Source organism: Pseudomonas sp. SbOxS1 (assembly GCF_013416725.1).
In the GTDB taxonomy this organism is placed as follows: domain Bacteria; phylum Pseudomonadota; class Gammaproteobacteria; order Pseudomonadales; family Pseudomonadaceae; genus Aquipseudomonas.
The window spans coordinates 22,520-43,367 of record NZ_JAAVXC010000007.1 but is presented as its reverse complement, the minus strand read 5'-3'; the positions used below and the strand labels follow the sequence as shown (position 1 = coordinate 43,367).

Here is a 20,848-nt window from a genome sequence, read left to right as displayed (position 1 = left end):
TGCTGTTTGCCCAAGTAGGCCCGGTGACATCAGGAGACGAAATGACTGAGGAGCGCGTCGAGCATCTGCTCGCCGAGGTGCAGGACGAATTTGGCGTGATTCGCGTGCTGGAAGTGGCTGATTACCGCTTTCTAGAGTTCGGTGATGCCATCGAGCAAAGTTGCGTGTTCACGGCCGATCCGAGCTGGCTCGAGTATGACTATACCCGGGCGATGCTGATTGGCGCGCTGTGCCACGAGCAGCCGGAAAGCGCGCTGTTCCTGGGGCTTGGTGCTGGCACGCTGACCCAGGCCTGCCTCAAGTTCCTGCCGCTGGAAGATGTCGAAGCCATCGAGCTGCGCCCGGATGTGCCGCGCCTGGCCATCGAATACCTGGGGCTGGACGACGATCCGCGCCTGTACATCCGCGTGGGCGATGCGCTGGAACTGCTCGACACCGCCGAGCCTGCGGACCTGATTTTCGTCGATCTCTACACCGATGTCGGCCCCGGTGTCGGGCATCTGGCCTGGACCTTCCTGGAGAACTGCCAGAAACGCCTGAATCCGGGCGGTTGGCTGGTGATCAACCAATGGGCCACCGACGATGGCAAGCCACTGGGCGCCGCGTTGCTGCGCGGGCTTTATCATCGGCATTACTGGGAGCTGCCGGTGAAGGAGGGCAACGTGATCCTGATCGTGCCATCGGAACTGGATCAGGTGCTGGACATGGAGAGCCTGACCGCTCGGGCTGAAGCGCTGGCGCCGCGGTTGGGGTATTCGTTGCAGTCGTTGATCAAGGCGATTCGCCCGGCGACATAAGTCGGTGTCTATTAGGGCCTCTTCGCGGGCAAGCCCGCTCCTACAGGGTTTGTGAGCACCGCGCCCCTGTAGGAGCGGGCTTGCCCGCGAAGAGGCCATCAGGGTCAATACAAAACTACATCCCTTTGAAAACCCCGGGCCGCCGCTCCACCAGTGACTGCACGCCTTCCCGCGCATCCTCGCTGACCAGCAACTTCTTCACCAGCGCCGGCAGCCCTTGCGCAGCAGCGGTTTCACCCTCGTAGCGGGCCTGCCGGGCAGACATCAACGTTGCCTGGACCCCAAGCGGTGCCTGCCGGGCGATACGCTCGGCCAGTTCAATCGCCCGCGGCAACAAATCTTCGCTGGCCATGACTTCCTGCACCAGGCCCAGGTGCAAGGCATCATGGGCATCGAATTCGTCGCCGGTCAGCATCCAGCGCATGGCATTGCCCCAGCCAGCCACCTGATGCAGGCGCAACGTCGCGCCGCCGAATGGGAAGATGCCGCGCTGCACCTCCATTTGTGCGAATCGGGTGTTGCTGGCGCACAGGTTGATGTCGGCGGCCAGCATCAACTCGATACCGACGGTCAGGCAGTAGCCCTGGGCGGCGACGATCACCGGTTTGTTGACCCTGGGCCCGGCGAAGACACCCCACGGGTCGCAGCCGCCAGGCGGGGCTTGCCAGCCTTCGGTCAGTGCCGCGCTGGCACTGGCCAGGTCCAGGCCGGCGGTAAAATGCTCGCCATGCCCGAAGACCACGGCCACCCGTGCTTCGCTGTCGGCATCGAATTCACCGTAGGCCAGGCTCAATTCGTTGAGCAGGTCGAGATCAAAGGCGTTGCGCTTGGCGACCCGGTCCAGTCCGATCAACAGGACATGACCACGCTTTTCACGACTCACGCGGCTGGTATTGAGCTCTTTCATGCTGCATTTCCTCGAGCGGCTGAGGGGGGCGCAGACCCAAGGTCTGTGGCGGGTGGGTGAACCGTTTTAGCGACATCGCCCGCGGGGCAGGGCCTTTGAAAAGTAGACGCTGGCGCGATTATCCGCAAAGCCTGTGACAGAACGCCGTACACGGGAGTTTTGCGATAAAAAAAGCTCCCTTTTTCGGCAAATTCCGGTATAGTGCGCGCCGGCCTTTAGCCGGGCCGCGTTTAGGTGGCGCAATTCCCCGAAGTCAGATTCGGTTGCACGTTCGCCCAGCGAACTCTTCCTAAACGATTCTTTCATTCATTCGTTTTCGCAAATCCCCGCCGACAAAGCTGCCAGGGCGACTCTTGAGTCTCAACACGGCATGCGCAGCTTTGGAGCATGGGTCTTTGCGGATGCACTTAGAGGCAGACCCATGACCCAGGAAATCGGCGGCTTCGCCGCTCTTGAACTTCACCCTAATATTGTCGCTGCAGTAGTCGCTACCGGCTATGAAGAGCCTTCGGCCATTCAGCAGCAGTCGATCCCGATCATTCTCGCCGGTCACGATATGATTGGCCAGGCGCAAACCGGTACCGGTAAAACCGCTGCCTTTGCCCTGCCTATCCTGCACCGCATTGATCCGTCCAAGCGCGAGCCGCAAGCTCTGATCCTGGCCCCAACTCGTGAGTTGGCGCTACAAGTTGCAACCGCTTTCGAAACCTACGCCAAGCAAATGCCGGGCGTAACTGTTGTGGCTGTCTACGGCGGCGCGCCGATGGGCCCACAATTGAAAGCAATCCGTAATGGCGCACAGATCGTTGTCGCCACTCCGGGCCGTCTGTGCGACCACCTGCGTCGCGACGAAAAAGTTCTGGCGACCGTGAACCACCTGGTTCTCGACGAAGCAGACGAAATGCTCAAGCTGGGCTTCATGGATGACCTGGAAGTCATCTTCAAGGCCATGCCGGAAACCCGCCAGACCGTACTGTTCTCGGCTACCTTGCCGCAATCGATCCGTGCTATCGCTGAGCGCCACCTGCGCGATCCGAAGCACGTGAAGATCCAGAGCAAGACCCAGACCGTTACCGCGATCGAGCAGGCTCACCTGCTGGTTCACGCTGACCAGAAGACTTCTGCCGTTCTCAGCTTGCTGGAAGTGGAAGACTTCGACGCCCTGATCATGTTCGTGCGCACCAAGCAAGCGACCCTGGACCTGGCCAGCGCCCTGGAAGCCAAAGGCTACAAAGCCGCTGCGCTGAACGGTGACATTGCCCAGAACCAGCGTGAGCGCGTAATCGACTCCCTCAAGGATGGCCGTCTGGACATCGTTGTGGCGACCGACGTTGCCGCTCGTGGCCTGGACGTTCCGCGCATCACTCACGTGTTCAACGTCGACATGCCGTACGATCCGGAATCCTACGTTCACCGTATCGGCCGTACCGGCCGTGCCGGTCGCGAAGGTCGTGCGCTGCTGTTGGTGACTCCACGTGAGCGCCGCATGCTGCAAGTGATCGAGCGTGTAACTGGTCAGAAGGTTGCTGAAGTTCGCCTGCCGGACGCTCAAGCCGTTCTGGATGCGCGCATCAAGAAGCTGACCAATAGCCTGTCGCCGCTGGTGGCTGAAGCCGAATCGACCCACGGTGATCTGCTTGATCGCCTGACCGCCGACATCGGTTGCAGCCCGCGTGCCCTGGCCGCGGCCCTGCTGCGCAAGGCAACCAACGGTCAAGCGCTGAACCTGGCCGCTATCGAGAAAGAGCGTCCACTGGTGCCGAACAACGCACCGCGTGGCGATCGTCCAGAGCGTTCCGGTGATCGTCCTGAGCGTGGCGACCGCGAGCGTCGTGCTCCGATGCCACTGGGCGAAGGTCGTGCTCGTTGCCGTACCGCGCTGGGTGCGCGTGATGGCATCGCTGCCAAGAACCTGCTGGGCGCCATCCTCAACGAAGGTGGCCTGGCGCGTGAAGCGATCGGTCGCATCCAGGTGCGTGACAGCTTCAGCCTCGTCGAGCTGCCGGAAGACGGTCTTGAGAAGTTGCTGAGCAAGCTGAAGGACACTCGCGTTGCCGGCAAGCAGTTGAAGCTGCGTCGCTACCGCGAAGATTGATCCGCCCCCGGGCTGATTGATCGAACATAAAAAATCCCCGACTGGTTCGGGGATTTTTTTTGTCCTGCATTTGAATAATCGGGGGGGGCTAATCCTTCTGTTCACCCCCGCCCGCCGTCACCACCTGAATGCTCATGCGCGGTGTCGCCAGATCCAGCCCGGCTTCATCCAGATGCCGTTTGAGCGACAGGTTGAACGCCCGTGAAACTTCCCATTGCTTGATCGGCGCGGTCTTGAACCGGGCCCGCAAAATCGCGTTGCCGGACTCGAAACTCTCCACGCCCTGAAACTCCAGGGGCGACCAGATGTTGCGCCGTTGCAGCGGATCGGTGCGCATTTTCTGGCCGACGTCGCGCATCAGCTTGATCGCATTGTCGATGTCCATGCTGGCAGGCACCGCGACCCGGAAGATCGCGTAGCCGAATTCCCGGGAGTAATTCTTGATGCTCTTGATTTCGCTGAACGGAATGGTGTGGACGATGCCGTCGATGTCCCGCAGGCGCACGGTGCGAATGGTCAGGCCCTCGACGGTGCCCAGGTGGCCGCCGACGTCCACGTAGTCGTCGATGGCCAGGGAGTCTTCGATGATGATGAACAGGCCGGTAATCAGGTCTGCCACCAGCGATTGCGCGCCGAAACCAATGGCCAGGCCGATCACGCCGGCACCGGCCAGCAGAGGCGTAACGTTCATGCCCATGTTCGCCAGGGCGACAATCAGCGCGATGATGAAAATCGCCACGAACAGCACGTTGCGGATCAGCGGCATCATGGTCTGTGCGCGGGCGTTGGCCAGGCCTTTGCGCGAGCGGGTGAGGGCGTGATGCACGGCGGTGTCACTGAGAATCCAGATCAGCCAGGCAAAGATCAGCGTGCCGATAAGGCTGAACAGTTTGACGCTTACCTCATGGCCTTCACCTTCGGTGAAGCTGATCAGCGACATGCCCCAGACCCGCAGGCCCAGCTCGATGAATGCCAGCCATACCAACAGATGGGCCAGGGTGTAGAAGAAGTTTTTCAGACGTTCCGAATACAGGGCGTGACGCTTCGCGCCGCGTTGCGGTTTGAGCGCGTGGCGGCGCACCAGGCCATTGATGACCATGCACAACACCAGCAGCACGGTGCAGATCAGCGACTGGCGCAACGCGGTGCTGGTATCGCCGGCCGAGACGAAGGTGGCGAACAGGGAAATCCCCACCAGCACCAGCGCCGGTACAAACCAGAAGGTGCCGAGAATTTCGATGGTGTCGCTCAGGGCGCGGCGGGTCAGGCGTCGGGACAGTGGCTGGTTGCGGATCAAGTGGGCAATCGGGCGACGGAAACGCAGGATGAACAGCCCCGTGGACAATGCCGCCAGCACATTGGCCACCGTCGCCGCGGTGTGGGCCAGGTGCACGCCAAGGCTTTCAGTCAGGCGCGGGTCGTTCAAGGCTTCGCCGAAAGCGGCGAAACTGCCGATCAACCACAGCGGGCGGAAGGCCTGGTGCCGCAGGATGTACAGGGCCCGGTGACGGTGCGGGCCGTCGAGCAGGGAAAAGGCAATCACGCAGATTGCGGAGAAACAGGTGCCGACCACCAGTGCGTAAGCCAGCACCATGGCCAGGCTTTTGCCGAGTGACGACGGCAGGGCGTAACTCATGTAGACGGTGATGACCAGGGCAATCAGCCACGGTCCCAGCTTGCGCAGGGCGAAGCGCAGCATGTCCAGGGCCCGGGGGTGTTGCGGCAGTTCTTCGGTCAGGCCGAAACGCATCCGTACCCGATGGCTGACCCAGATCAGCGCCGCCGCCAGCAGGCTCCAGACCATCAGGATCATGGCAAAGGCGAAGATGATCGGCAGCCACTCGCTGGCCGGCAATACCAGTGCCTTCAATTCATCCTGGGCCAGGTCGAACTCGTTGGACCAGCGAGTGATCGGGCTGTCGGCACCGGAGAATTGCTTTTCGAAACTTGCCAGGGTCCCGCCAATCAGGCCCAGCACACCTTCCTCGGCGGCCGGTTGGGCTTTTTTCGTGGCGTCGCGCAGCTTCTTCAGGTCCGCCAGCAGCTTGCTGCGCTGCTGATCGTTCTCCAGCGACTTGATGACTTCGTCCAGGGATTGCCCAAGGGGTTCCTGCGCCTCGGGTTGGGTTTTTGCCGGGCTGCCAAGCAGGCTCGGCAGCCCGGCGGCCTGGGCAGGCGCCGGCGCCATCAGCGTCATCAGGCAGATAAGGAAAAGGCACGGCAGGGCGAGCAGGCGAGCGAACACTAGGCGGTCAACCTCTGAATGGGCAGATCGACCGAGTGTACGAGCCCGTCAAAACCAATGCGAGCGGGGGTGGGGATTTATTCGTTGAGTTTGGCGAGGATCTTAAAGATCACCGTGGCCAGGATCAACAGCATGCCGAGCCACATGGCGAGCACGCCGGCGTTCTTGTCGCGAAAATTGAAACCGACTGCCAGCATGATCATCCCGATAAGAATAGGGATAAGCATGGCGTGGAACGAGGACATTGTGATCATGGCGACTGCCTTGTCGAAAGGGATGGTTGAAGTTTAGGTGGCTTTGTGGGGGGCTGCCGTGCGGCAATTCGACCTACCGGCGTGGGCGGTGTGATTGACACACCGCTTCGCTTGGTTCGCTGTAGGAGCCAGGCTTGCCGGCGAACCAGGCGATGCGGTGCTCCTGGCACACCGCGTCATCGTTCTTCGCCGGCAAGCCTGGCTCCTACGAGTACGGGGGGGGCTACGGCAATTCGCGGCAGGCGTAGAACGCGCTGAGTACCTTGACCAGATGCGCCAGGTCATGGCTGCCGCACAGTTCGCGGATCGAATGCATGGCGAAGGTCGGCAGGCCGATGTCCACGGTACGCACACCCAGGTGGCTGGCGGTGATCGGGCCGATGGTCGACCCGCAACCCATGTCGCTGCGCACCACGAAGCTCTGTACCGGCACTTCTTCGGCCATGCACAGGTGACGAAAGAACCCGGCGGTTTCGCTGTTGGTGGCGTAGCGCTGGTTGCTGTTGACCTTGATCACGGGGCCGGCGTTGAGTTTCGGGCCGTGATTGGCATCGTGCTTGTCGGCGTAGTTGGGGTGCACGCCGTGGGCGTTGTCGGCCGAGACCAGCAGGGATTTCTGAATGGTGCGTACGAACTCATCACCTTCCGGCAGCAGGCGACGCAACGTCTGCTCCAGCATCGGGCCGTCGGCGCCACAGGCCGAGCAGGAACCGACTTCCTCATGGTCATTGCAGACCAGGACGCAGGTTTCATCGGTGTCGGTGGTCAGCAGCGCTTGCAGGCCGGCATAGCATGACAGCAGGTTGTCCAGGCGCGCACCGGCGATGAAATCACCGTGCAGGCCAATGACGGCCGCGCTTTGGGTGTCGTAGAAGCTCAGTTCGTAATCCAGCACGACATCGGCGTTCAGGCCGTGTTCGCGGGCCAGCTGGTCGGTGAGCACGGCGCGGAAATCCACGCGCTCGTCCCCGGCGAATTGCGCCAGTACCGGCGGCAGTTCGGTCTGGGCGTTGATTGCCCAGCCCATGTTGGCTTCACGATTGAGGTGAATGGCCAGGTTGGGGATGATCGCGATCGGTGCCTTGAAGTCGATCAGCTGGCTCTCGACCTTGCCGTCACGGCGGAAGGTGACACGGCCGGCCAGGGACAGGTCGCGGTCGAACCAGGGGGCCAGCAGGGCGCCGCCATAGACTTCGACGCCCAACTGCCAGAAACCCTGGCGTTGCAATTCAGGCTGGGGCTTTACCCGCAGGCACGGGCTGTCGGTGTGGGCGCCGACCAGGCGAATGCCACCGTGCAGCGGCGAGTGCCGGCCCATCTTGATCGCGACGATCGATGAGTCGTTGCGGGTGACGTAGTAGCGACCATTGGCTTCGGTGTTCCATGGCTCGCGTTCGTCCAGGCGTTGGAAACCCGCCGCTTCCAGTCGCTGAACAAGGCTGGCGGTGGCATGGAACGGGGTAGGGGAGGCCTTGAGGAAATCGATCAGGCCTTGGTTCAACTCTTCGCGCATAAGTAGCTCCAGACAGCAATGGCGCCAGTTTAACGTATTGGCCCGACGCATTGGACAAGAGCTTTCAGCGTCGGGCCTGGCCAGGTGCTCAATGGTTCATCCGCTCGCGCAGGTAGGCAATGATGGTTTGCTCGTCGCCGGATTTTGCCGGCCGCGGCAGATGTTTTGGCCAGCGGCCCTTTTCCGTTCCGAAAAACCTTTTCTGTTTGTCTTCATCCCAGCGCAGGATTTCCCGGGAGGCGGACTCCCACCATTCATGGCGGCACACTTCGTAGTACGGATGTTCGGGCGCCGCGCTGCCATACAGCAGGTCTCGACCGACCTTTTTCACGCTCTTGCGCTTGTTGCGCAGCTTCCACTTGATGCGCAGGCGCTGCCAGGGTGAGGGCACGGGCTTGCAGCGTGGGACTTCCGTGCACAGGGCCGGCAGCTCGGCACGGAACTGCTCGCCATGACGGGTGAAAAAATGCTTCTGCATGGCATGGAAGAAGCGTTTTTCAGCGAAGTAGTGATAAATGAACTTCCTCGCTTCCTGAACGGGTTGGTTGCGCATCGCAAACGACAGGGCGATTTGCTCGATGGTGTGGATGTCGAACGAGTCCTGGGTCCATTCATCGATCAGGCGGATTGATTCTTCGAGCAGCGGCGTATCGCTGTCGGTGACACCGCACAAGCCGCTGTTATACAGCTTGAAACTGTTGTTGGCCGAGATGCCATGGGGTTGCAGGCAGCGGCCGAGCTTGATGTAGTCCGGGCGTTCGCAGACGTAGCTCCAGTCGTACTCGAAACGGTCCATGACATAGCGTCCGGGCTCGATCCGCTCGAAGACGCGATGCGGCGATTCCAGGAACAGCGTATCGGTATCGACGAACAGGGTCTTGTGCGCAAGCTTCAGCCCCTGGGCAATGGCGCAGGCCTTGCGTCGATGGTGATAACCGTTTTCGCCCTGCCATTGGGCCATGGTCTGATTACTCAGGGCGATGGTATCGACCGGCCAGCCGGCATAATCCTCCGGGCGATCGGTCATGACCCGGATGCACAGCGACTCACCCCGTTTGAGCTGTGCCAGGGCGGTGAGCATGCTGAACTTGGCTTCGCGCCGATAGACATCCTGGTTGCCGTAGATGAGGTAGAGCAACTGGTGCGGTGTTTTCTCGAGGGGGGACAGCGCTTCGCGCATAAGTAGCTCCAGGCAACAGAGGCGCAAGTCTACCGTATTGGCTTTGGGCAATGCAGGTGCACTGTTGTCAGCAAATGTTGTAACGACAAATGAAAAACGCCCCTCCGTGCCAGGGCGTTTTCAATGAGCTTCTGTGTGACCCGCTCAAAACGGAGCAGGGCACTCGAAGCGCAGTCGCTCACCGCTTTGTGGGTGAGTGAAGCTGAGCATGCTTGCATGCAGGCACAGGCGTGGCCAGGCGGCCAGGGCTTGCTCGTGGGCGTAGAGTCCGTCGCCCAGCAATGGGTGGCCGATCGACAGCATGTGCACGCGCAATTGGTGCGAGCGTCCGGTGATCGGCGTGAGTTCGACGCGACACCAATCGCCACAGCGCTCCAGCACGCGCCAGAAGGTCAGGGCGTGTTTGCCGAATTCATGGTCCACCACGTGGCGTGGCTTGGTCGGCGGGTCGTAGCGCAACGGCAAGTCGATGCTGCCACTGTCGAGCGCCGGCTGGCCCCAGCACAATGCGGTGTAGGCTTTTTCGGTTTCGCGGTCGTGAAATTGCCTGGACAGTTCGCGGTGTGTGTCGGCATCGCGGGCCAGCAGGATGATGCCGGAGGTTTCCCAATCCAGTCGATGGACGATTCGCGCTTCCGGGTAGCCGTTTTCCTGCAGGCGGGTAATCAGGCAATCCTTGTTGTCGTCGGCCCGGCCAGGCACGGAGAGCAACAGGGTGGGTTTGTTGACCACCAGGACAGCGGCGTCCTCATGGATGATGTGGATATTGGACAGCGGCATTAAACAGCCTCGTTACAAACGCCAACGGCGGTTCAGGCTTGCAGGCCTGACCGCCGTGGTTCCAGCCGGATCGACTCAGCGATCTGGCAGGGTGATATTGAGTTCCAGAATCGAGCAGCTGCCCTGGCTTTCCAGTGCGACGTGCACGTCATCGGACCCGATATTGACGTACTTGCGAATCACTTCGACCAGTTCCTTTTGCAAGGCTGGCAGGTAATCCGGGGTACTGCGTTGGCCGCGTTCGTGCGCCACGATGATCTGTAGACGCTCTTTCGCTACCGACGCGGTGCTTTGCTTTTTGTTGGCACGAAAGAAGTCAAAAAGGTTCATTGTTTAGTTGCCTCCAAACAGGCGCTCGAAGAATCCCTTCTTCTGTACATCGAGGAAACGATGTTCCACGGTTTTGCCCAGCAGGCGGTCAACAGTGTCGCTGTAGGCCTGGCCGGCATCGCTCTGGTCGTCGAGAATCACCGGAACGCCCTGGTTGGATGCCTTGAGCACCGCCTGGGATTCAGGGATCACGCCGAGCAGCGCCACCGAGAGGATTTCCTTGACGTCTTCGACGCCGAGCATTTCGCCCTTGCTCACGCGCTCTGGATGGTAACGGGTAATCAGCAGGTGTTCCTTGATCGGGTCTTCGCCGCGCTCGGCGCGACGGGACTTGCTGGCCAGCAGGCCGAGCATGCGGTCGGAGTCACGTACCGAGGACACTTCCGGGTTGGTCACCACGATCGCTTCGTCAGCGAAGTACATGGCCAGGTGGGCGCCTTTTTCGATGCCCGCCGGGGAGTCGCAGACCACGAACTCGAAGTCTTCCTTGAGTTGCATCAGGACTTTTTCCACGCCTTCGACCGTCAGCGCGTCTTTGTCGCGGGTCTGGCTGGCCGCCAGTACGTAGAGGTTTTCCAGGCGCTTGTCTTTGATCAGGGCCTGTTGCAGGTTGGCTTCGCCGTTAACCACGTTGACGAAGTCATACACCACGCGGCGTTCGCAACCCATGATCAGGTCGAGGTTACGCAAACCGACGTCGAAGTCGACGATGACTGTTTTGTGACCGCGCAGAGCGAGGCCGGTACCGATAGCGGCGCTGGTGGTGGTCTTACCCACACCACCCTTGCCGGATGTAACCACGAGAATCTTGGCCAAGGTGTTTCACCCCTAAGGAAAAAGGACTTTTAGCCCCTGAAAAACATCTCTTGAAAACTACAGCAGCGGGACAGCCTTGGCTGGAATATGGCCGCAGACGGCATTTACCCCCGGTAAACACTGTTTGTAGCCTGTTTCCTACTTCGTTTGAGCCGTTTTCGCTACGTTTTAGAGATGATTGGAAAATGCGGCAGTATCCGTTAAAGCCGAATGATGTTCAACACGTCGCCTGACAGGCTGACCTGCACGCCCGAGCCCCACAGCGGGTCGCGGCGCAGATCTTCGGAAACCTTGTAATGACCGGCGATGGAGATCAGTTCAGCGCTCATTTGCTGGCAGAAAATCCGTGCCTTGGTGTCGCCTTTGACGCCCGCCAGCACACGACCGCGCATCGCGCCGTATACATGGATGTTCCCATCGGCGAGAAGTTCCGCCCCCGGGCTGACCGAGGAGATCACCACCAGATCGCTGCCCTGGGCATAAATCTGCTGGCCACCACGTACTGGCGAGGTGATGATTTTTGTCGGCTTGATGGTCGGTTCCGCTGGTTTTTCCGGCTTTTTCGCCACAACGCCTTCGTTCAGGTCCAGCGCCCGTTCACGGGCCCCGGACGGCGGCAGTACCGGCAGGTCGACCGCGATGGCCGCCGCGATGTCTTCGATGCGGCTGGCGCGGATAGCCAGGGTACGCAGGCCATGCTGGCGGCAGATGCGCATCAGGCCGGGCAGATCGACGGTGCCGCCATTGGCCGGGAGCTTGTCCAGGGCCAGGACCAGCGGCGCGTTACTGAAGAAGTTCGGCGCCTGGGCGACCTTGGCGGCCAACTGCCGATCAAGGCCTTCAAGGTCATTTCGGGCCAGTTCCAGCACCGTTATGGCAAGCATGCTGCCCTTCAACTGGAACACGGGATCTTGGTCTAGCGGTTCGGTTTGGCTCATGGTCGGCATACAACGACTTGTCACTAAAAGTGCCCAGACTTATAACGAGAACGCCCGCGAGCCGCAAGCCGGGTCGAACGATGTAGAATGCGCGGCCAACGTCTTTTCGGAACCTTTAATGGATCGCCCGCGTTTTCGAACAACTTTTCTGATGCCGCGTTTCTGGCCGCTCTGGTGCGGCCTGGGGCTGTTATGGCTGATTGTCCAGCTGCCGTACCCTGCATTGCTGTGGATCGGTCGGGGCCTGGGTGCCTTGATGTATCGAGCAGCGGCCGACCGGCGGCGCATTGCCAAGCGCAATCTCGAGCTGTGCTTCCCGGAAAAATCCGCGGCCGAGCGCAAGCACCTGTTAAAGGAAAACTTCGCCTCCACCGGTATCGCTTTCTTCGAAATGGCGATGAGCTGGTGGTGGTCGCGCGAGCGGCTGGCGAAACTGGCCCATGTCGAGGGCCTGGAGCACCTCAAGAATGCCCAGCGGGAAGGCAAGGGCGTGATCCTGATGGCCGTCCACTTCACCACGCTGGAAATCGGTGCGGCGCTGCTCGGCCAGCAGCACACCATCGACGGCATGTACCGCGAACACAAGAACCCGCTATTCGATTATGTACAGCGTCGCGGTCGCGAGCGGCATAACCTCGATTCGCTCGCCGTGGAGCGCGAAGACGTGCGCGGCATGCTCAAGTTGCTGCGGGCCGGCCGTGCGATCTGGTACGCGCCGGACCAGGACTATGGCGCCAAGCAAAGCATTTTCGTGCCGCTGTTCGGCATACAGGCCGCCACTGTCACCGCCACCAGCAAATTCGCGCGGCTGGGCAAGGCGCTGGTGGTGCCGTTCACCCAGGAACGCCTGGCGGACGGCAGTGGTTATCGCCTGGTGATCCACGCACCGCTCGAAGGCTTCCCCGGTGAAACCGAAGAGGCCGACTGCTTGCGCATCAACCAGTGGATCGAAGGCGTCTTGCGTGATTGTCCGGAGCAATACCTCTGGGCCCATCGCCGCTTCAAGAGCCGTCCACCCGGTGAGCCGAAGCTGTACGCAAAACGCGGCTGAACGTCCAATCCCGAAATGCACCATGGAGTGTTGCGATGAGTCCTGCTGAACCCGTCACGGGGTTGATCCTTTCCGGCGGCGGGGCTCGGGCGGCCTATCAGGTGGGGGTGCTGGCGGCGATTGCCGAATTGCTGCCCCTGGGGGCGGACAATCCTTTTCCGGTGATTGTCGGCACCTCCGCCGGCGCTATCAATGCGGTCAGCCTGGCCAGCGGGGCGATGGATTTTCGCGCGGCCATCGAGCGACTGACGGCGTTCTGGCAGGGTTTTCGCAGCCATCTGGTGTTGCGCAGCGACTGGCCTGGCGTGATCAGCCAGGCCACCCGGTTCGTCAGTCACAGTTTGTTGGGCCTTGGCGCCCAGGTGCCCGTGGCGTTGCTCAACAGCTCGCCGCTACGTGGATTGCTCGACGACAAACTGCACATGGGCGGCATTGCCCACGCCATCGCGCAGAAGCAGTTGCAGGCCGTCGCGGTCACGGCGTTCGGCTACGAATCCGGTCAGGCGGTAACGTTCTATCAGGGCGGCGGCACCATCGACGCCTGGTTGCGCCATCGGCGGATCGGCGTTCCCACACAATTGTCCGTTGACCATTTGCTCGCCAGTTCGGCCATTCCGCTGCTGTTCGCTCCGGTGAAAATCGGCGAAGAGTATTTCGGCGACGGCGCGGTGCGCCAATCGGCGCCCATCAGCCCGGCCCTACACCTGGGGGCCAACCGGGTGCTGGTGGTGGGCGTCAGCGGCAACCCGCGTGGGTTCGACCCGGAGCAACCGCTGCAACGCGCCTACACCGGTCAGCAGCCAACCCTGGCACAGATCGGTGGGCACATGCTCAACAGTACGTTCATCGATAGCCTGGAAAGCGATATCGAGCTCTTGCAGCGCTTGAATCAGTTCAGTCGCCTCATGCCCGATGGCACGCCGATCCGTACGCTGGGGGTGGCGCCGGTGGAGGTGTTGGTGATTTCACCGAGCCAGCCGATCGACGAGATCGCCGCACGCCATCGCCAGGAACTGCCAGCGGCGCTGCGCCTGTTCTTGCGCGGGCCGGGGGCGACCAGGACCAGTGGGGCAGGGGTGTTGAGTTATCTGCTGTTCGAGGCGGGGTATTGCAGCGAGTTGATTGACCTGGGGCGGCGGGATGCGCTGGCCAAGCGTGGGGAGATTTGCCGGTTTCTCGGGTTGGCGGAGCCTGTGGTTTCGGCTTGAGATTGGCGGTGTGGCATTCGCGAGCAGGCTCGCTCCCACAGGGGATCTTCAGAGCGACAAAGATCAACTGTGGGAGCGAGCCTGCTCGCGATGGCGTCCTTGCAGACGCCGAATCAATCAATGATCAGAAGTGAACCTTGACCAGGAAGCTGGTCACGCTCTGATCCGTCTTGAAGCCCTGGCTGTCTTCGATACCGTACTTGTTTTTCCAGTAGTCATACTCGACACCCACGTACAACTGCTTTTCGCCCAGGCTCAGCGCCTTGCCCAGGTCATATTTGATCTGTGGGTTGAAGTGCAGGTTGGCGTGGTATTCGCCTTTCTTGTTGACGTCGTTGTCGACCACCCAGTCCATGAAACCGTCGATCAGGATGCTCGAGTCGCCCACCGGAATGGTGTAGGACCAGGCCGGGGTGACTTGCCAGATGTTGTCACCCGGGCGATCGCCTTCGGTGTGGCGGTTGTAGAAGTTCAGCTGGAAGTAGTCGAAGCCGGGGATGGCCAGGTCGAAACCCGGGCCGATCAGGTACGACTCGGTGTCGTCTTCGCCGAACTCATAGGTCATGGCCAGCAGCACGTCCTTGATCGGGCCGAACTCCAGCTTCTGGTCGAAAATCTTGTTGAACGACAAGCGCGGGCTGAATTCGCCGTAGTGGGTGTTCTTGCCCGCGAAGGCGTCTTCCTTGCCGTTGTAGAAGATTTTGTCGATGAAGAAGAAGTTGTCGCCGTATTTCCAGCCGTCGGCGTGTTCGAAGGTCACCGTCTGCTGGATGCGCGGGTTGACCTGGAAGTCCTTGCCATACAGGTAGGTCAGGCTGTTGTTCTGCCATTGCAGCAAGTCGCCGGCCATGGCCTGACCCCCTGCCAGCAACGATCCTGCCAGCATCAGGCTAGTGCACGTACGTTTCATTCGGTTGCTCCCAAAAAGTAGTGGTTTCACGTTATTTTTTTAAGGTCGACGCTCTGGTGTGGCGCCTTTTTCCGTAGCTGCAAAAAAATCATCCATTCGGTCAGCTTTGTGCTGTTAGCAAGAGCTGCGCCAAGGCTTTCAGAAAACAAAAAAACTCCCGCTCGGCTGCTCAAAAACAGTCGATTGAGAGTGGTTTGGGGATGCCTTGGTACCGTCCAGGGCCGGGATAAGTTGGCTTTCTGGTCAGGAATTAAATCCGGGCTTTTTTTTAAAGCGGATTCAGGCGGCCGCGGAGAATACTGACTCCTCGGCCAGGTCTCAAGTGCCCCGCAACAGCGCACCGACGACAGGTTTGGGGCACGGTTGCGGATCATCTTAGAAATGCACCTTCACCAGCAGGCTGGTGGTGTTTTCATTGGTGTCGAAGTTGCCGGTGTTTTCGATGCCGTATTTGTCTTTCCAGTAGCTGTACTCGACGCCGACGTACACCTGTTTCTCCCGCCAGCCGAGGGTTTTGCCCAGGTCGTACTTGATCTGCGGGTTGAAGTGCACGTTGGCGTGATAGGTGCCGCGCGAGTTCTGGTCGTTGTCGACGACCCAGTCGAGGTAGCCGTCGATCAACAGGCTCGAATTGCCCAGTGGCACGGTGTAGGACCAGGCCGGCGAGATCTGCCAGACATCGTCGCCGGGACGCGAGCCTTCGGTCTGGCGATAGTAGAAGTTCAAGGTGAAAAAGTTGAAGCCCGGTATCGCGATGTCGAAGCCAGGACCAATGAGATAGGCCTCGCTGTCGTCTTCGCCATTCTCGTAGGTCATGGCGAGCAACACGTCCTTGATCGGGCCGAATTCGAAACGGCGGTCGAGGATCTTGCCGAAGGACAGGCGCGGGCTGAACTCGCCGTAGTAGGCGTGAGAGCCTTTGTTGCGGTCCTTCTCGCCGTTGTAGTAGGTGCTGTCGACGAACATGAAGTTGTCACCGTACTTCCAGCGATCGGCGTGCTCGAAGGTGATCGTCTGCTGGATTGACGGGTTGACCGCGAAATCCTTGCCGTACAGATAGCTCAGGCTGTTGGTTTGCCATAACAGCAAATCGCCGGCCATGGCTTGGCTCGCGGCCAGGAGGCCGGCACCCAACAGCATGTTTTTCTGTGTACGAATCATCTGTTGCTCCCTCTTGTTTTTATTTTTCAAGGCGCAGAAAACCCCTGCCCCTGTAGGAGCGAGCCTGCTCGCGATAGCGTTGAATCAGTCAACTCAAGTGTTGAATGTCATACCGTCATCGCGAGCAGGCTCGCTCCTACAGGGGTTGTGCGTTTCTGTCTTAGTGGGCGTGGCAGTCGTTGATGGCCGCGCGTTCGGCGCCGCCGAGGATGTTGAACAGCAGGTTCAAGGTCAGGGCACTGAGCGTGGCCATGGCGATACCGCTGTGGGTGATCGGGCTCATCCACACCGGCAGGTGGGCGAAAAATTCCGGACGTACCACCGGGATCAGGCCCATGCCGATGCTGACCGCCACCAGCAATTGGTTGCGTCGGTCGCCGATGTCGGCTTCCTGCAGGATCTTGATCCCGGTGGCGGCGACCATGCCGAACATCGCGATCGCCGCGCCACCCAGCACTGCCGGTGGAATCGAGGCCACGAGGAACGCGGCCTTGGGCAGCAGGCTCAGCACGATCAGCAAGCCGCCGGCCACGATGGTTACCGAGCGGCAACGCACGCCGGTCATTTGCACCAGGCCGATGTTCTGCGCGAAGGAGGAGTGGGTGAAGGTGTTGAAGAAGCCGGCGAAGAACGAGGCGCCGGCATCACACAGCAAGCCGCGACGCAGCATCCGTGGGCAGACTTCCTGGCCGGTGATCTTCCCCAGGGCCAGGAACATCCCGGTGGATTCGACGAAAATGATCACCACCACCAGGCACATCGAGAGGATTGGCGCGAGCTCGAATTTCGGCATGCCGAAGTGCAGCGGGGTGACAAATTGCAGCCATGGCGCCTGGGCCATGCCGCTGAGGTCGACCATGCCCAGCAGACCGCAGAGCACGTAGCCCAGGCACATGCCGATCAGCACGGAAATATTGACCCAGAAACCGCGCATGAAGCGATGCACCAGCAGGATGGTGCCCAGCACCAGCGCGGCAATGGTCAGGTAGATCGGTGAACCGAATTGAGCGGCGCCAGCACCGCCCCCGGCCCAGTTCACGGCCACGGGGAACAGCGACAAACCGATCGAGGTGATCACCGTGCCGGTGACCAGGGGCGGAAAGAAGCGTACGACTTTGGACATGAACGGCGCGATGAGCATGCCGAAGAACCCGGCGGCGATGGTCGCGCCGAAGATCCCCTGCAGGCCGATGCCCGGCATGCCAGCCATGGCGACCATGCTGCCGACGGCGGCGAAACTGGCGCCCATCATCACCGGCATGCGAATGCCCATGGGGCCGATACCGAGAGACTGGACGATGGTGGCGACGCCAGCGACCAGCAGGTCGGCGTTGATCAAGAAGGCGATTTCTTCACGATTCAGGCCAGCGGCCTGTCCGATGATCAGCGGCACCGCGATGGCGCCGCCGTACATCAGCAGAACATGTTGCAGACCGACCAGGATCAGTTGCAAAAGGGGCAAACGCTGAATGGCGGGTGCGTCGGGGATGCGCGCTTGGGAGAGCTCGGACATGCAACACCTCGGATCATTTTTATTCTTGTGATTTTGTGCATCAGGGTTGACCGCGGCGCGGCCGTTCGCTGGCAAGCCAGCTCCTACAGGTCATGCGAAATCCTGTAGGAGCTGGCTTGCCAGCGAAGCTTTTCAACGATTAATTGGTCGGAGCACCCTGAACAATCCAGGCGCCAATCAGGTCACGTTCCTGCTGGGTCATCTGGGTGATGTTGCCCAACGGCATGATCTGGGTGGCGACGGCTTGAGCCTGGATGCGCGCCGCGTTCTGGCGGATCTGCTCGGGGGTGTCGAACATCACGCCGGCGGGAGCGGCGCTGAACAGCGGGCTGGTCGGTTTGGCCGAATGGCAAACCGCGCAACGTTCCTGGATCACGCTGTGCACCTTGTCGAAACCAGGACCGGCATTGGACGCCTGGGCTGGCGCGGCTGCAGGGGCTTCGGCAGGTTTTGCTTCAGCCGGTTTCAAACCACCACCCACTGCTGTTTCCGGCAGAGGCTGGTACTCGATCGCGGCAGGTGCCTTGGCCACTTCAGGCGCGCTGGACATCGGTTTCGGACCCGACACATAGGCCAGGCAGATCATGCCCACCGCTGCCACCGGCAGGGTCCAGGCAAACTTGTGGCTGTCGTGACGGGTGTTGAAGTAGTGACGCACCAACACCGCCAGCACCGCGATCCCGGCCAGGATCAACCAGTTGTACTGGCTGCCGTAGGTGCTCGGGAAGTGGTTGCTGATCATGATGAACAGCACTGGCAAGGTGAAGTAGTTGTTGTGACGCGAACGCAGCAGGCCTTTGGCCGGCAGCGCCGGATCAGGCGTGCGGTTCTCGGCGATGGCCGCTACCAGTGCGCGTTGCGCCGGCATGATGATGCGGAACACGTTGCCGACCATGATGGTGCCGATGATCGCGCCGACGTGCAGGTACGCACCACGACCGCTGAACACCTTGCTGAAGCCATAGGCGGCGCCGATGATCAGCACGAACAGGATGAAACCCAGCAGGGCAGGGCGTTTGCCCAGGGCCGAGTCGCAGAGGAAGGAGTAGATGAACCAGCCGATGAACAGCGAGCCGATACCGATGGCCACGCCTTCAGGGCCGCTCAGGGTGCTGCCCGGAGCCAGCAGGTAGAGCGTTGGGTTGGAGTAGAACACCACGCATAGCAGCGCGATCCCCGACATCCAGGTGAAGTAGGCTTCCCATTTGAACCAGTGCAGGTTGTCCGGCATGGTCGGTGGGGCCAGCTTGTATTTTTCCAGGTGGTAGATACCGCCGCCGTGGATCGCCCACAAGTCACCGGCCAGACCGCTTTTCGGGTTGACCCGATTGAGGTTGTTCTCCAGCCAGACGAAGTAGAACGACGCACCGATCCAGGCCACGCCAGTAATCATGTGAACCCAGCGCACGCTCAGGTTCAGCCATTCCAACAGATGTGCTTCCACAGTCTTTACCTCTCGCCCGTCACTCTTGTTGTCGAGTGATCGGACCTTCTCTTATTGGTGGGGGGCGAGGATCAAACGCTCATCCTCTTTGAAAAAATGCTCATCGCAGTTATTGCCTGTGCCACTGCGATCAACCACCAGGAAGTCATCCCGCTTTTCGATCGTCAGCACCGGGTGGTGCCAGACGCCGCGATGGTAATTAATGCCCTGCCTGCCGTTGGTGACGAAGGCGCGGACCAAGCCTGATACAGGTTCATCGCCAAGTGGCGCGACCACGATCAGAAAGGGGTTGCCGAGCAGCGGAATGAAAGCCTGGCTGCCCAGCGGATGACGCTCCAGCATGCTGACGGTCAGCGGCATGTCCTGCGCGTCGGCGCGGAAAATGCTGATGATCGCGTTGTCTTCTGGCTTTGCGGTTTCGACCACAGCCAGTTTATGGAAGCGCATGGTCGAACCGTTGTTGATCATGAAGTGATCGCTGCCGTCGGTTTCGATCACGTCACCGAAAGGGGCGAAGGCTTCTTTGGTCAGCGGTTCAATCGTCAGTGTGCGCATGCTGGTCTTCTTAATCTCAAATATGTTGGGGTGCTGCTTTTGTAGGAGCTGGCTTGCCAGCGAAGGCGCCCTCACTGACGCCTTCGCCGGCAAGCCGACTCCTACAGGCTCAGCATTACTTCGCGACCTTGCCCAGGACGCGCAGGCGGCTCACACCACCATCCGGGAACACGTTCAGGCGGATGTGGGTGATCGGGCCCAGTGCCTTGATCTGCTCGGCGAAGGTGTGTTCGGCGTGCATTTCCAGCTTCTGGCTTGGCAGCAGTTCGCGCCAGAACAGCGACTGGGTTTCGATCTGGCTGTCGGTACCGCCCTTCACGAACGCGCCCTGGATCGAGCAGCTGTCCGGGTAGTTGCCCTTGAAGTGCAGGGTGTCGACGATGATTTTTTCGATCTCACCCGGGTGGCCCAGGGCGACGATCACCCAGTCATTGCCAGGCGTGCGACGACGTGCGGTTTCCCAGCCGTCGCCCATGTTGATGCCACGGCCCGGGTTGAGGATGTTGCTCATGCGGCCGAAGTGTTCGTCGGAGCAGGCGAGGGCGCGGCCACCGTTAAGGGCTGCGGCCAGGTCGACTTGCTCGTTGTCACCCACAGCGGACCAGTCGCGGAACGGGATGCCGTACACGCGCAGACGTGCCACGCCGCCATCCGGGTAGATGTTGAAGCGCAGGTGGCTGAACGCCTGGTCGTTGCTGATTTCGTGGTAGTGGTGGCTGTTGCCTTGCAGCTCGACGGCCGACAGCACTTCAGTCCACTGGGTGTTTTCGTTCGGCTCGCCTTCGGCCAGGAAGCAGGCTTCCAGGGAAGCCGACGGCGGGAAGTTGCCGGTGAAGAATGAAGTGTCGATGTCCACGCCCTTGATCGAACCTGGTACGCCCAGGCGGATCACTGCGCTGTCGAAGCCTTCGAAGCGCTTGCGGCGCGACTCCCAGCCGTCCATCCACTTGCCGTTGTCATCGAACACGCCCTCCTTCCACACGGCCGGGGTCGGTTGGAACAGACGGTTGGCGTCTGCGAACCAGTCATCGGTGACCGAGATGATCTTGGTGCCCAGGCGGGCGTCGGCCAGGTTGACGAACTTCTCGAAAGGTACGGCGTAAGCTTTCATTCTTCTTGTCTGCCTTTAAATAAGTGGCTTGGGATGCTTG

General features: G+C 60.7%; 20 protein-coding genes. 4 read left to right on the top strand and 16 right to left on the bottom strand.

What is annotated here, in order from left to right; all coding sequences use genetic code 11:
• Nucleotides 1-41 precede the first annotated feature (41 nt).
• Nucleotides 42-797 carry a spermidine synthase gene (locus tag HFK74_RS10685; protein ID WP_008056991.1) on the top strand — a complete coding sequence of 252 codons (756 nt, stop codon included), beginning with the start codon at nucleotides 42-44 and terminating at the stop codon, nucleotides 795-797.
• Between the two features lie 115 nt (nucleotides 798-912).
• Here the strand turns inward: HFK74_RS10685 and HFK74_RS10680 are convergent, their stop codons facing one another.
• Nucleotides 913-1,704 carry a crotonase/enoyl-CoA hydratase family protein gene (locus HFK74_RS10680; protein ID WP_180203474.1) on the bottom strand — a complete coding sequence of 264 codons (792 nt, stop codon included), beginning with the start codon at nucleotides 1,702-1,704 and terminating at the stop codon, nucleotides 913-915.
• 421 nt (nucleotides 1,705-2,125) lie between these two features.
• Between HFK74_RS10680 and HFK74_RS10675 the strand changes: the two genes are divergently transcribed.
• Nucleotides 2,126-3,799 (top strand): DEAD/DEAH box helicase, encoded by a 1,674-nt coding sequence (locus HFK74_RS10675; RefSeq protein WP_008056987.1) that lies wholly within the window; start codon nucleotides 2,126-2,128, stop codon nucleotides 3,797-3,799.
• Nucleotides 3,800-3,887: 88 nt separating this feature from the next.
• On the opposite strand, the gene HFK74_RS10670 is transcribed toward HFK74_RS10675, so the two are convergent.
• From HFK74_RS10670 to minC, 8 genes are all read right to left on the bottom strand, one after another.
• Entirely contained in the window at nucleotides 3,888-6,044 is a 2,157-nt protein-coding gene (locus HFK74_RS10670) for a mechanosensitive ion channel family protein (protein ID WP_180203473.1), read from the bottom strand.
• A 77-nt stretch (nucleotides 6,045-6,121) separates the two neighbouring features.
• Nucleotides 6,122-6,298 carry a hypothetical protein gene (locus HFK74_RS10665; RefSeq protein ID WP_008056983.1) on the bottom strand — a complete coding sequence of 59 codons (177 nt, stop codon included), beginning with the start codon at nucleotides 6,296-6,298 and terminating at the stop codon, nucleotides 6,122-6,124.
• Nucleotides 6,299-6,521: 223 nt separating this feature from the next.
• On the bottom strand, nucleotides 6,522-7,811 hold the full coding sequence (locus HFK74_RS10660; RefSeq protein ID WP_046817960.1) for a M18 family aminopeptidase: 1,290 nt from the start codon (nucleotides 7,809-7,811) through the stop codon (nucleotides 6,522-6,524).
• Between the two features lie 88 nt (nucleotides 7,812-7,899).
• On the bottom strand, nucleotides 7,900-8,991 hold the full coding sequence (locus HFK74_RS10655; protein WP_180203472.1) for a hypothetical protein: 1,092 nt from the start codon (nucleotides 8,989-8,991) through the stop codon (nucleotides 7,900-7,902).
• A 144-nt stretch (nucleotides 8,992-9,135) separates the two neighbouring features.
• Nucleotides 9,136-9,771 (bottom strand): RluA family pseudouridine synthase, encoded by a 636-nt coding sequence (locus HFK74_RS10650; RefSeq protein ID WP_008056978.1) that lies wholly within the window; start codon nucleotides 9,769-9,771, stop codon nucleotides 9,136-9,138.
• A gap of 75 nt (nucleotides 9,772-9,846) precedes the next feature.
• Nucleotides 9,847-10,101, bottom strand: coding sequence for a cell division topological specificity factor MinE (gene minE, locus HFK74_RS10645; protein ID WP_007974947.1), 255 nt, complete (start codon nucleotides 10,099-10,101; stop codon nucleotides 9,847-9,849).
• 3 nt (nucleotides 10,102-10,104) lie between these two features.
• The gene (gene minD / locus HFK74_RS10640) at nucleotides 10,105-10,917 is read right to left on the bottom strand and encodes a septum site-determining protein MinD (RefSeq protein WP_008056976.1); all 813 of its coding nucleotides are present in this window, start codon (nucleotides 10,915-10,917) and stop codon (nucleotides 10,105-10,107) included.
• A gap of 200 nt (nucleotides 10,918-11,117) precedes the next feature.
• Nucleotides 11,118-11,855 carry a septum site-determining protein MinC gene (gene minC / locus HFK74_RS10635; protein WP_180203471.1) on the bottom strand — a complete coding sequence of 246 codons (738 nt, stop codon included), beginning with the start codon at nucleotides 11,853-11,855 and terminating at the stop codon, nucleotides 11,118-11,120.
• 118 nt (nucleotides 11,856-11,973) lie between these two features.
• Here minC and HFK74_RS10630 point away from each other — a divergent pair, with 118 nt between their 5' ends.
• Together HFK74_RS10630 and HFK74_RS10625 are read left to right on the top strand one after the other, a co-directional pair.
• The gene (locus HFK74_RS10630; protein WP_180203470.1) at nucleotides 11,974-12,906 is read left to right on the top strand and encodes a lipid A biosynthesis lauroyl acyltransferase; all 933 of its coding nucleotides are present in this window, start codon (nucleotides 11,974-11,976) and stop codon (nucleotides 12,904-12,906) included.
• A 35-nt stretch (nucleotides 12,907-12,941) separates the two neighbouring features.
• A complete protein-coding gene (locus tag HFK74_RS10625) occupies nucleotides 12,942-14,114 on the top strand; it encodes a patatin-like phospholipase family protein (protein WP_180203469.1) in 1,173 nt (390 codons plus the stop codon).
• 124 nt (nucleotides 14,115-14,238) lie between these two features.
• Here the strand turns inward: HFK74_RS10625 and HFK74_RS10620 are convergent, their stop codons facing one another.
• From HFK74_RS10620 to alc, 7 genes are all read right to left on the bottom strand, one after another.
• The gene (locus HFK74_RS10620; RefSeq protein WP_180203468.1) at nucleotides 14,239-15,024 is read right to left on the bottom strand and encodes an outer membrane protein OmpK; all 786 of its coding nucleotides are present in this window, start codon (nucleotides 15,022-15,024) and stop codon (nucleotides 14,239-14,241) included.
• Nucleotides 15,025-15,050: 26 nt separating this feature from the next.
• A complete protein-coding gene (locus HFK74_RS10615) occupies nucleotides 15,051-15,398 on the bottom strand; it encodes a hypothetical protein (RefSeq protein ID WP_180203467.1) in 348 nt (115 codons plus the stop codon).
• 1 nt (nucleotide 15,399) lies between these two features.
• Nucleotides 15,400-16,185: an outer membrane protein OmpK gene (locus HFK74_RS10610; RefSeq protein WP_180203466.1), complete on the bottom strand. Its 786-nt coding sequence runs from the start codon at nucleotides 16,183-16,185 to the stop codon at nucleotides 15,400-15,402.
• Between the two features lie 160 nt (nucleotides 16,186-16,345).
• A complete protein-coding gene (locus tag HFK74_RS10605) occupies nucleotides 16,346-17,698 on the bottom strand; it encodes a nucleobase:cation symporter-2 family protein (RefSeq protein WP_180203465.1) in 1,353 nt (450 codons plus the stop codon).
• Nucleotides 17,699-17,837: 139 nt separating this feature from the next.
• On the bottom strand, nucleotides 17,838-19,142 hold the full coding sequence (locus HFK74_RS10600; RefSeq protein WP_180203464.1) for a urate hydroxylase PuuD: 1,305 nt from the start codon (nucleotides 19,140-19,142) through the stop codon (nucleotides 17,838-17,840).
• Nucleotides 19,143-19,193: 51 nt separating this feature from the next.
• On the bottom strand, nucleotides 19,194-19,697 hold the full coding sequence (locus tag HFK74_RS10595; protein ID WP_007993087.1) for an ureidoglycolate lyase: 504 nt from the start codon (nucleotides 19,695-19,697) through the stop codon (nucleotides 19,194-19,196).
• A gap of 115 nt (nucleotides 19,698-19,812) precedes the next feature.
• The gene (gene alc / locus HFK74_RS10590; RefSeq protein WP_008056961.1) at nucleotides 19,813-20,808 is read right to left on the bottom strand and encodes an allantoicase; all 996 of its coding nucleotides are present in this window, start codon (nucleotides 20,806-20,808) and stop codon (nucleotides 19,813-19,815) included.
• Between the last annotated feature and the right edge of the window lie 40 nt (nucleotides 20,809-20,848).

Coding starts and splice junctions, on each gene's coding strand:
- HFK74_RS10685 (WP_008056991.1), top strand. CDS start 42: ATGACTGAGGAGCGCGTCGAGCATCTGCTCGCCGAGGTGCAGGACGAA.
- HFK74_RS10680 (WP_180203474.1), bottom strand. CDS start 1,704: ATGAAAGAGCTCAATACCAGCCGCGTGAGTCGTGAAAAGCGTGGTCAT.
- HFK74_RS10675 (WP_008056987.1), top strand. CDS start 2,126: ATGACCCAGGAAATCGGCGGCTTCGCCGCTCTTGAACTTCACCCTAAT.
- HFK74_RS10665 (WP_008056983.1), bottom strand. CDS start 6,298: ATGATCACAATGTCCTCGTTCCACGCCATGCTTATCCCTATTCTTATC.
- HFK74_RS10660 (WP_046817960.1), bottom strand. CDS start 7,811: ATGCGCGAAGAGTTGAACCAAGGCCTGATCGATTTCCTCAAGGCCTCC.
- HFK74_RS10655 (WP_180203472.1), bottom strand. CDS start 8,991: ATGCGCGAAGCGCTGTCCCCCCTCGAGAAAACACCGCACCAGTTGCTC.
- HFK74_RS10650 (WP_008056978.1), bottom strand. CDS start 9,771: ATGCCGCTGTCCAATATCCACATCATCCATGAGGACGCCGCTGTCCTG.
- minE (WP_007974947.1), bottom strand. CDS start 10,101: ATGAACCTTTTTGACTTCTTTCGTGCCAACAAAAAGCAAAGCACCGCG.
- minC (WP_180203471.1), bottom strand. CDS start 11,855: ATGAGCCAAACCGAACCGCTAGACCAAGATCCCGTGTTCCAGTTGAAG.
- HFK74_RS10630 (WP_180203470.1), top strand. CDS start 11,974: ATGGATCGCCCGCGTTTTCGAACAACTTTTCTGATGCCGCGTTTCTGG.
- HFK74_RS10625 (WP_180203469.1), top strand. CDS start 12,942: ATGAGTCCTGCTGAACCCGTCACGGGGTTGATCCTTTCCGGCGGCGGG.
- HFK74_RS10620 (WP_180203468.1), bottom strand. CDS start 15,024: ATGAAACGTACGTGCACTAGCCTGATGCTGGCAGGATCGTTGCTGGCA.
- HFK74_RS10615 (WP_180203467.1), bottom strand. CDS start 15,398: ATGATCCGCAACCGTGCCCCAAACCTGTCGTCGGTGCGCTGTTGCGGG.
- HFK74_RS10610 (WP_180203466.1), bottom strand. CDS start 16,185: ATGATTCGTACACAGAAAAACATGCTGTTGGGTGCCGGCCTCCTGGCC.
- HFK74_RS10605 (WP_180203465.1), bottom strand. CDS start 17,698: ATGTCCGAGCTCTCCCAAGCGCGCATCCCCGACGCACCCGCCATTCAG.
- HFK74_RS10595 (WP_007993087.1), bottom strand. CDS start 19,697: ATGCGCACACTGACGATTGAACCGCTGACCAAAGAAGCCTTCGCCCCT.
- alc (WP_008056961.1), bottom strand. CDS start 20,808: ATGAAAGCTTACGCCGTACCTTTCGAGAAGTTCGTCAACCTGGCCGAC.